This window comes from Parasediminibacterium schistidii (assembly GCF_046546515.1).
Taxonomy (GTDB): domain Bacteria; phylum Bacteroidota; class Bacteroidia; order Chitinophagales; family Chitinophagaceae; genus Parasediminibacterium.
In genome coordinates, this window is record NZ_JBKHKJ010000058.1 from 1 (window position 1) to 11,437 (window position 11,437).

The 11,437-nt window shown below is 44.3% G+C and carries 5 protein-coding genes; all 5 read right to left on the reverse strand.

Annotated elements, in window-relative coordinates; all coding sequences use genetic code 11:
• Positions 1-45 precede the first annotated feature (45 nt).
• Positions 46-4,704 carry a DUF5977 domain-containing protein gene (locus ACHFIY_RS18720; protein ID WP_410847656.1) on the reverse strand — a complete coding sequence of 1,553 codons (4,659 nt, stop codon included), beginning with the start codon at positions 4,702-4,704 and terminating at the stop codon, positions 46-48.
• A 27-nt stretch (positions 4,705-4,731) separates the two neighbouring features.
• Positions 4,732-6,864, reverse strand: coding sequence for a hypothetical protein (locus tag ACHFIY_RS18725; RefSeq protein WP_410847657.1), 2,133 nt, complete (start codon positions 6,862-6,864; stop codon positions 4,732-4,734).
• 485 nt (positions 6,865-7,349) lie between these two features.
• Entirely contained in the window at positions 7,350-8,051 is a 702-nt protein-coding gene (locus ACHFIY_RS18730) for a hypothetical protein (protein ID WP_410847658.1), read from the reverse strand.
• Between the two features lie 12 nt (positions 8,052-8,063).
• Positions 8,064-9,533 (reverse strand): GumC domain-containing protein, encoded by a 1,470-nt coding sequence (locus tag ACHFIY_RS18735; protein ID WP_410847659.1) that lies wholly within the window; start codon positions 9,531-9,533, stop codon positions 8,064-8,066.
• Positions 9,534-10,316: 783 nt separating this feature from the next.
• Positions 10,317-11,360 (reverse strand): DUF6807 domain-containing protein, encoded by a 1,044-nt coding sequence (locus tag ACHFIY_RS18740; protein WP_410847660.1) that lies wholly within the window; start codon positions 11,358-11,360, stop codon positions 10,317-10,319.
• Between the last annotated feature and the right edge of the window lie 77 nt (positions 11,361-11,437).

Here is an 11,437-nt window from a genome sequence, read left to right on the forward strand (position 1 = left end):
AAAAAAATATGTTTTCATTTGGTAACTTGTTTATGATTTATTAATTTAATTATTGCTAATACCATTTCCGCATGCAGACGTGCCACGATAATTTTGTGACCAGCTACCGTCGCTCCATTCCAAATGATATACATCCCTTTCAGTAAATACAATGACGCCATTTTCGCATTGGCAATTTATATACTTCTGGCATTCTGTGCATGCCCGTATGTTCCCGCCACATCCACCCCTAGGCGGCACATAAACAGGGCACGCTGTAATATTGGCATCTGGATAGGTAAGTATCCATGAAAAATGCAGGTAAGTACTGCTTGATGGATTGATATTCTGCATATATATTGATTCGTAACCTGTGTTGTGACCTGAGCCGTCTAGTTCGCATTGGTATTGCAAGGTAGGGTCAACTGCTACCCAATCAGCACTTGTATCAATTACGCAAACGCCATGTGCATTAGCATACTGTTGCCCGTTGGCATCTATTTCTGTTTGTGCCAATGCATCGACAGTGGCCTGATCCACGGTGCTGCTGTATGCCCCGGCAGGGACTGAATAGGTTACCGTTCCTTGTGCAGCATAGCCATCGGTACATTCATTTGTAAAAGCCTGCGACTTTGCCACATTGTAGTACATTAATATGCAGCCACCATTGTCATTTGCTGCTTGCTGCCCGTTCTCATCCAGATAGTGCTGCGCTTGTATATCGGCATCTATTTGGCTAATTGTTGACTCAAATTTACCAGCCGCAATGCTATAGCTTACCTGCTCTCCTATATGCCCTGCACCACAGTCATTTTTTGTATATTGTTGTGTAATGGCGTAGTTTTTATATTTCAATGGGCATACGCTTTGCTTCCTTACGGTATTGTATTCCTGCATTTTTACAATGTTGCCGTAATCGTCTTTTGTAAAGCGCAGCCTGCCCAGTTCATCGTATTCATAATAGGTAAGCCTATTGTTTTCGTCGCAGTCGACCGTTTTCCCAATCAAAGGGTCGTAAGCTACCGTCCTCATCCTTGCTGCTTTTGGGTAAAGCCTTACCTCATCAATGGCAGAGACACTAGTGGCATTGATGCTTACGCTTGCAGTGCCAGCAGGTATGGTGTATTCATAATAGGTAAACCCGTTGACGGTTGGGGCATGTTTCACCAGCGTGGTGCCAGTGGTTACAGTCAATTCGCTTGTTGCCCAAAAGGAAAGCGTGTAGGGTTTTGTAGTATTGGCTATTGTTGCTGACAACCCACTGCTTGCCGACAACGAACAGGAATACTTGCCAGTAACGGCTTTGGTATCTATAAGGTCAACAGTTCCGGTAGATACCCAAGCACCTCCTTGTGCTTGATTGTATTCAAAACTGGTATAGGATGGCTCAAAGGCCTCCGCATTGATGACAGAAGCTACTACATATTTGTCATCATAGTTATAAATATTAGACACAGTGTGGTTGCCTTCATCTTTTATGCCTATCAAGTTGCCATTGTCGTCATAAGTAGAAAGCTGTGTTACTTGGAACACAGAATTGATTGTTGCGGCAGGCCCATCGTAAGATTTCCAATAGTTTTTAAATACGGGTTCATCTGTCCGCTCCACTAAAGCCCTATAAGGTTTTATATCTCCATTTGCCAATTGTTTGTACTCTGTTACGGTCTCACTTAGGCAATAACGCGAAGTAGTAGCCCCTGCTTTTTTAGTTGGTTTTGCTTCGCCATCTTGTTGCCCCGTTAAATTTTCGTTGTTGCTAGGCCCATGCCCTGCACTACTTAAATTATCATTTTCGGCAAATGAGTTTAATAACCTGATTGAATCTTCTAAAGGTTTATTTTTTAGATTATCTGCTCCAGTCTGCGGCTCCACAACATCTATATCCAAAGAGACAACTGTTTTTACAGGCGCATTCAAGATATTGTTTTGCTTAAGCGTATTCAATATGCCTGGATTGGTATAGGTATCACAGCTAAAATAAAAATCCTTGTAAACTACCCTGCCATTGCTTTGGGTGGTTTTTATATGGTTTACCTGATAATTATCGGGGTCATACCCATATTCCGTTTTGCTTTCCACATATTTGGAAGGATCTGCTGTGCTGTAAACCCGCTCGTAGGTAGTTGCAAGTTCTATCCTTCCTGTATAAACATCGTAAATATCAACTCCCAAGTAGGTGTTGCTTGTTTTAGAAAAATTACCTTGGTTGGTCAAGTCTGTGCTTTGCCAGTCATCGTACCGCTGGGAGGAACTTTTGCCTACCATGCACTTGGCGGATGGGTATGCCCTTGTGCCTGTACTGAAGCTTTTCTTTGCATTTGAATAATCGTAGTTGTTTTCTGTTTCTTTTACTTTATTGCTGGATGCATCATAAACCGTTGTTTTAGAAGGCAGCCCATAAGCCCAGTAGGCATACCGCTGCTTCATGGAATACAAAAGGTTATCAGCTTCCCATACTGGGTAAACAGCATCTACGGTTGCAGAGGTTTCGGGGTTGGTAAAATCAAACACGGTTTTGCCAATGCCCCCGGTTCCCTGTATGACCTCTACCCGTTTAAATTGGCTAGGAAGGGGGTTGCAGGCATTTAGAGCTGAGTTGTAATAAACAGCTGAAGACTCTTCCTTGCTTACGTTTGATAAACAACTAAATAAAATTTCTGCTACAAATCCGATGATATCTATTATTACGGCCACGATAGCCAATGGAGTAGCATCCAATACGACATTTATAACATCAACGATAGTCATAAGGTCGCCTACAACTGACAGTACCTCTGCCATAGTTGCCATTGTTTCCTCTTGCTTGGAAAGGCTTACGGCCTGTTCCCTTGACAATATCCCCGGGTATTGGATACGGTACTCGCAACCAAGGTGGAATAATGGCCTGTAATAAAAGTGCTTCGATTCAGGGTTGTAATGGTTTCCAGTTGTTACCTTATTTACAGGGGCTTCTACACCCCACAAAGAAGATGTGCTGGCATCACCATCGGCATGGTAGGCATAATGGGTAACCATGGGGTGGCTGCAATCGTTGGAAGATCCCACGCCGCCATCCGCTACTCTAGTTTGGCATACATGCACGCCGCCTACCATTACTTGCCCATTGATATTGCCTTTGTTTTGTTCATAATAATAAGTAATAAAGCCCCCAGCAGGGTAGGTAATTTGCTTTAGCAAGCCATTTTGCGCATACCCGCTATTGGGGTTAAGTATCTGCTTGCCATCTTTATTGAGGTAACACAAATACTTGAGTTGGCCAGCCGTCATGTCGCCCAAATCCTTTGTCATGGGTATTTTGCTATTATACTCATCTTTGCTAAGGCTTCCATTATAGTAGCCCCATATATCTTTTATGGCACAAAAAGGGGGCGGTACTATGGCATTGTTATCGATAACCAATTTGCCCGTATTATCTATGCCCGTAGTATTAAAATAATAATCAAACACATAAGGCTCATTGAACCCTTTAACATCAACGCCATATTGTATTACGGAATGCAAGCACAAACGGGCTACTTTTTTTAGGGCATCGTCATTGTCTTTAGGTATGCCATACCGGCTAAGCAAAAAATAAGTTGTATTCAATTGGTATTTGGATAAGTATCTATTGTTGTAAAAAATATCTATAGAGGAAAGTACTTTGTCGCCAACCATATCTACTCTGTCCGCCCCATAGTTAAATACTACTTTATGGCCATCGGGATACCTGATGCAACCAATTGTTGGGGTAACTGTAACGCTGGTTTTATGTGTCAATATAGCGTATCCCTTATCATAAAAAGCTATATCGGTTCCGGCAACCGCATTAATATGCCTGTCGTTGGCAGCAGGGTAATCGAATATGATTTTCCTTGGTTTGTCACGGTCATCTTTGGTCAATGCATCGTCTATCTCCGTGAGGTACCAGCTATTTATAACGGTTGGATTTTTAATGCTAGCGTCCACAAAACCAGCCTCATGGTACACCCTATCCGACTCTAGCTTGGGCTGCGTTATTTGATGCTTCAAACTTTCATCGCAAAAATTGCTTTTAAGCACTTGTGTAGTGCCATATTTATTGAAGTGGTAGGTAACGCCAGTTTCATCCTGTATACTGAATGACACGATTGTGGTACGGGTGTTTGGCAATGAAGCATTTGTGGTAAACTTTATTTTCAGCTTAGAATCCCCTAGGCAAACCCCGCTGCCAATGCCAGTACTGGCATTCAAAGTACCCTTATCAAGTATAAACAACCCAGTACGCCCGTTCAACATAAAAGAAAAATAGTCAAGCTCCCTGTCGGCCGTTACACTATTCATCGGCTTATATAGGTGATTTTTATCCTTGAAAATAGGATAAAGAGTGAGTATATTAGGGCAGCCATATTCTACATTGGCATTGCTATATAAATACCCAGCCGGGTATTTGGTTATATCGTCTATACTTTCAGTGCTGTTGACAGGATTAATATAGGGCTTTTGGTCATCCGGTTCCCCTACCTGCATCCGTGTAATTACTCCGCCAGCAACCAAGCCCCAGCCAGTGCCTACATTGGTAGCCACTTGGTTTACGCTTAGCCCGTTCCCCGAATTGTAATTTAACGATACAGGGGCAGTAAGCCTGCTCTTGTCATCCTGCCAGCTAAATATGGGCAGCCCAAAAGTTGCGCTGCCAGTCTGTAGGTTTACTTGCCCACTGGATTTGGTAACAAATAAAAACAATATCCCATAAATAATAGCCTTCATACAATACCCTTTATCTTTTGTTTTAAACTATTTTTTCTTTTTTAGTTCGTCTACCTGCTTCTGCAATTCTATCACATACAACGTCAATTCCTCTATCTTTTTCAGCAGCACCACTTGGTTATCCCCCAAGTCAACTCCTTCTTTTGCCACCGTTGCAGCCGAAGGCATGTCTGGCAGGTGCTTGTTTTTAGCTATGTAAGTGGCTACTGATTGCAGGGTTGGGAGGGTGTAGGATTTGTCGAAGACATAGTCTGCCCATGGCCCCACGTCTACTTTTACTTTTTTGGTGCGTATGCCCCCTTCCACATACAGCTTGTAGGCGTCCGACATGCTGGTGGCATTGATGTTGGTGCCGATGACCACTTTGCTAAGCATGTTGAACCCTTCCTGCAAGTCTGTGCCAGTGGAAGGCTTGCCGCTGTTTGGGCTAAAACTAGACGCCCACGCCCCATATGCCGATGACAGCTCCACGAAAGCACCTTCGCCCGTGTAAGCTGGCAATAGGGCATATACATCCCACGTGGAGTGGTTGACATTATCTGTCATGATAATCTTTACACCATCTATCAACCTTGTATAGCCTTGGTTGTAAAAAGTCCCTGCCGCATACGCAGCAGTGGAACCGGCAAAGCCGTTGCTAGTCCTGAAGTGGATGAAGGTTTCCGCATTGGAATTGGCATCGGCAGTATAGTTGTTGCCCCCCACTATATGCAGCACAGCGTCCATGCCTCCTTGCGGCAGGGTAAGCGTGCCTAGCTTGTACCATCCTGCCGTGCCGTCAGAGTTGCCAAGGGCAGAGCAGCCTGTATTTTGCGTGTTGGCCGTGCTTTTCACCACGTTGCCTTGGTCGTCCACGGCTAGTAATGCCTGCGTGCCTGCCGTTGTCGCTTTCAAACCCGTGAATTTCAAGCCCGACCCGCCGCTAGCACCGGAATTTACTTCCAACCTAGCAGTAGGGTCTGTTGTGCCAATGCCGACGTCTCCCATGAAGGTGTTGTCGTCCAGCTCGCCATCAGGGATAGGGGTTTCGCTATTTGCCTCAATGTCAGAGTGCCAAACCAATTTTAGTGCTTCGTTTCTTGCATACCCAGTAAATGAAAAATCGGACATTGAAGAATTTAGTGGCAATTTCAGTGCTATATACGTCCTAGCAGTAGTGGGGTCATTGATATTTGTTCTATAGTTTATCTTCACCAATTCACATCCACTCTCGCTATTGTAAGAAAGCATATTTGCCTTGTTTGTAATATTTGCAGAAGATGTATTCACTTCTATGGACATTTTTTTGTTCCCCGCACCGCTGCTGCCCCTTATTGCACTCAACTTGCCCATAACAAAATGGTCGCCATTCATGGGTACACCACCAACATAAGCCTCGTGCAACAATATATAGTCTGTGCCAGGCGATGGGGTTAGGATTGAAGCATCTTCTGAACCTGTATGCAAGTAGTCAATTTTCCTGTTTATATAGAAATCCCTTCCGAGGTTGTTTACATCCACCCCGTTGTTCACGTCAAAAGATTTTATGTTATGTATCACTAAGTTGTGACCGCCAAAATCATGCAACCTGTCACCATTTGCCGTAAGGTCTGCATTGGCAAAATTCTGCCCTCCTGCCCCTCCCGATACACTGCCATTTACCGTGAAGTCAACAAGCCGGAGCGTGGCACCGCTGCTGGATGCAGTTGCGGCATAAATGCGGAAACTCAATTCAGTGGAGGGCTTCAACCCAACGGGAGTACTAAGTGGGAAACTTATGTTGGTATTGGTCTTGGGCATCCGCAATGGCTGGCTGGAGATGGTGCCAAGTAATTGACTGCCCTGATAGGCCGCTATGGTAACGGCCTGCGGGCCACCTTGGCTAGATTTTAAATCAAAATTGACTGAGGAAATGCTTGCAGCATAGCCCGTGCCTATCCCGAGCGTTACCTGCATGTACGCATTGTTCTGTACCCACCCCGTGCAATTGAACCCATAATCCGAAGCCACGGAAGTGAGGCTGCTGAGGGTTACCGTGCTGTGCATGGCGGCAGCCGCGGGGTTGCTCACTTGGTTTACATTCGTTGCGACTCCGCCGCCGCCAAAAACAGCAGAATAAATTTGCGCCTTTGCGCAGCAGCAGATAACTAAACAGATAGGAAGCAGGTGTAACTTTTTCATTTGCCTTTGTTTTGTTTTTATACTGTACAGGAAATAGCTTGCGAGAATTGTTTCAATTAAGGCCATTCGATTAAGAAAGCCCATTCAATAAAATCATGCAAAGCATTTAACCAGTGCTATAAAATTGTTTGCCCCAGGGGCGGAGTCGAACCGCATCGCTTATTATCTAAGCAAAGCGCTTGCTTAACCTGGCAGTGTCTGGTTGTTTATGCCTTTTGCCCATGTGCTTTTCAGGCCTAACTAACCTATTGTTTTTATTTTAAACCTTTTTGCGCCAGGGGCGGAGTCGAACCGCATCGCTTATTGTCTAAGCAAAGCCCTTGCTTAACCTGGCAGTGTCTGGTTGTTTATGCCTTTTGCCCATGTGCTTTTCAGGCCTAACTAACCTATTGTTTTTATTTTAAACCTTTTTGCGCCAGGGGCGGAGTCGAACCGCATCGCTTATTGTCTAAGCAAAGCCCTTGCTTAACCTGGCATCTTGAACGTTATATAATAATCCTTTTTGCTATCTTAGCCATGTTACTGTCCTTTTTCCTTAGCTGTTTGTTTATTTTGGAATTGAACAACGCCTCGTCGTTTACCCATGAATTGGTTCCCGGTATTGCTATACCCGTGAAATCTACATTTTTAACCGTGCCTTGGTACGCCCCCCATTTATCGATGATTGAATCGTTGTAAACGATTACCTTGTACAAAAGGTCGAACAACCTCCAGCTTGTCCTGTTGTGCGCAACATAAGGGGCGGCAAATGCAAGAGAAATTGTGGCCTGCGCTTTGGCGAGGCTGCTACCCGTGAACCCGCCAGCTAAATTTTTCAATGCCAGGTTCTCAAAAACCACGTCCGATTTCCGCTTGTCAAAATGCGCCGCTATGTTGTTTGTACCCCCTTTTTTGTTGCCCACTATCTGGGATGGCACTTTCTGCATTTCGCTGCGCCAATTGGCTATCGGTATTGCGCGCATATTCTTGGCCAATACCTTATGCTTGAACTTATAAATTTTGGGGTGCATAAAATGGGCCACGTTGGTCTTGGCGTTCAGCACAAAAGCCTGCCCATCGGCAGCGGTAACTTTGTCCCTCTTCTTCTTCCCTGTGCGAGGCCTGCCTTGTGCCGAACTGAATGATGGGAACAAAACTTGCGCACCTAATGCAGCAAGGGACAACCCCAAAAATTTCCTTCGTTTCATGCCAATTTTTTTTTATTGTTCTAATTTAAACCCCACCCTAAACTTAAACGGTTGCCCCTTGGGTATTTGGCTATAGCTCAAGAAGTCCCACAGCAGTTGTATATTGTTTTCCCGCTTGCCCACTTTGTATTTCTTTGTAAGCCCCACTAGCCCACTTGGTTGCCAGCCTATGGAGGGTATGTGGAAGGCACTTAATTTAGTGCTAAGCTCCGGCAAGTAGTTTTCCTCGTAGCCCCCCGTTGCCCAGATGCTTTTTTTCAAGTGTATGTCCAAGTAGCTGCGCAAGCCCATGCCCTGGTTGCTCAACCTGATTTCCTTCATGCTGTTGCCCCAGCCCAGCTTGTAGCTGGCACCTATGCCAGCGGTGGCATTGTCATTTAGCTTGTAACCCACTGTCAGGGCTATATCGCTGCTTACGGGCAATAGCCCATTCGGCCGTTGGCTCTGTATGTTGCAGCCATATTCCAGCCGTTTCAGGAAGCTTTTGGTTTTTTGGCTATTGGGCTTAAAGTCGGGCATGGCCATGTCGCTGCTGCTGCCGCATGCGCTGTTTACCTTGTCTTTCAGTTGCCCCATCTGCTGCTTGGCGGCTTGCACCTGCTGGCTGAAATAATTGGCACTTGGCCCACCCGCAGCCCCAAGCTTGCTTTGCAACAATTGCTGGATGGACGCCCTTGTCTGCAAGCCTGCCAATGCCTGTGGCGTGCCGTAATTGTCAGGCACACGGAACAGGCTGGCCAACTGGCTGTTCTTGGCCATGAAAGACTGGAAGGCGGGCATGCCCCTTACTGCCGTGAGTGCCTTTGCCTCTAGCTTGTCCATGTCTTTCAAGGTCTCCTTGTATTCGTTTACCTGCTGCTGGTAGTAGTAAACCTGCTTGTTCATGCCCAGCATTTCCTTGCCCATGTTGTAGCCAGCTAGTTGTTGTTTTAGTTGCGACTCCCTTTGCTTGATAAAGTTTTTCACCTCCCCGGCCATTTGCAGCTTGCCTTCCAGCGCCGTGGCAGATGCGTTCAATTGGTTTGCTCCTTGCAGGTTGGCATCTGGCACTTGCCCACCTGGGGGCTTGGTTGTTGACAAAAACTTTGTAGCCGTTTGTATACTGTCCAGCCTCGGCACATACTCGTTCAGCCTTTGCAGCTTGCTGAATGGCTTGCTTAACTTCTGCCGCAGCGAGGCGTATTTCTGCTTGGTGTTCCCGAAAACTTGGCTGGCACGGGTGCTGTCTTTTTGGGCAAGCTTTTTCCTAAGTTTCTCCTCCTGCTTTTCCATCCTGCCTAAAACTTTGGATGTTTGCTTGTCTAATTGGTTTGACAAAGCATCGTATTTGTTGCTTAGCAATGCCGCTTGCTTGGCGTTCAAACTGCCCAATGTATCCAACGAAAACTTGCCAGAAGTGTCCTTCCCAAGCCGTGAGGCATTGGCATGGCACATCAAAAGCATGAAGCTGCTAAACAATAACATTTTAGGCAGTATGTCCATTAAAGCAGTTTTATTGGTGACAATCCGAGCAAGTGGTAGCTACTAGCTAAATTATCGGAACAATTGGTAATTATTAAAACGTTTTGTTATTCCCCCAAAAGCATATTGACTTGTAATCGCCTACTCTTTATTGAATCTTATTATTGTATCTTATTGGTTAATCCATTGTAAATATAGAAACTGTATTTAAAATAACCAAAAAAAATAGCGGGGTGATTACACGGTATTTTTCTGCATTTTTCGCGTAAAAATCCTGCACTGTACACTACAAAAAGTTGCAGTTTTTACGCAAATTATTTTGCATTTTTAACGCAACGTACAAGATTGAATGATAGCTGTGGCAGTTATAAAACAATGGCTTATAAAAATATAATTAACTTTCATTGCTCCAAAACTGGAGTTGGATTTTCAATCAATATTTTGTTACGCCACCGATTATTAATCAACCTATTTTCTCATTTCGGGCCTACCATTAGGCCGTATAGTCATATTAAAAAAAGGCTTGGTACGTTGCTTGCAAAAATGCACAATCAATAATATCCCTTCAGTTTTCAGTTATAATAGTATTAGGTACTACTATATTTATACTCATGGGGAAGCCAACCAATGCCTGCCACCACTGGTGAAATTTACAAAAGATGAGTTATTAAAAAAAAATCGACTTTTTTTTACAAGGCTATGTGGCCTTATGCAAGCGAAGCACCTTCTTTATGCTATGTGCCAACGTAGCAAAAATAGATGTGCATAATATTGTGTAAGGTCAGTTAAGAATTAGGAATTGGGCTATTGTGGTTTACCAACAAACTCATCCATAAACTTCTTTATTTGGGCTTCGCATATAGAATTTTTGCCTTCGTCAATTACTACCCGGTAGCGGAACGTAACAGACTGACCTTTTTCCAAGTGTAGGTTTTTGGTAGATTTACCATTGGTAAATATCTTTTCGCCCAATGGGTTGGCGGCAAATAAGCCATAGCCCCTTGCATGCCAAAAAGTTGGGTAGTTAGGATTGGATGGATGGTCGATAATAACAATACTTACAGAATCGTTGCCCATTTTTTCAAACACCTTGCACCATGCAGCCCTTGTGCTCCAGGCATCATTGCCCATTTTGCCTTCGCTGGTAATATAGTTGCCATTAGCCTGTTTATCTGTTCCACCTTTCACAATGGTTACAATGCCTTTGTCATCTGTAAATTTCTGGTCTTTATCATTGGGTATCTGTAGTTCATGTGCCAAACGCAAACCCAGTAGCCCATCCTTGGCGTCATTAAAAGTGACTGGCATGTCGGCTGTCAAGGTAGTAACCCTGTCGATTACCCTTTTGTGGCCCACTTGGCTAAACTCAAGCTTGGTTGTTTCTTCCAGCAACACTTCCTGCTTTTGGTTAACCCAATTGGCATGGTAGCTCAAGACACCTTTATCACCACTGGTGGTTTCGCTAATTTTATCCGTTTTTACCCATCCATAAACGTCTTTCTTTTCTTTAGAGATGGCATAAGAATTATTCCAAAAGTCCAGCCCATTTACGTTTTCATAGTTGAACCACATGCCAATATGGTGCGGGTGGTCTGTTGGGTCATTAAGCTTGGGGTTTAGCGGAAAAACACGGGTAACAATTGTGCCCTCCACCGTTGCTATAGGATATAGCACAGGCTTTTCCAAACTGTCTGGGTATAGAAAACTGGTGAAATAGGTTTTGCCAATGATTACGTCAATCTTGTTTTGGCCCGCTACCTTCACTACACTTACGTTGTTTTTCTGCGCCATTGCCTGTACAATTGAAATGGTAGCCAGCATTGCTACCGCCAAGTATTTTTTATTCATATAGTGCTTCGTTATAAAATTGAAAGTTAGGGGATTTTTTGGTGTGGGATTGGAAATCCCTTTTATCTGGGTTCGAC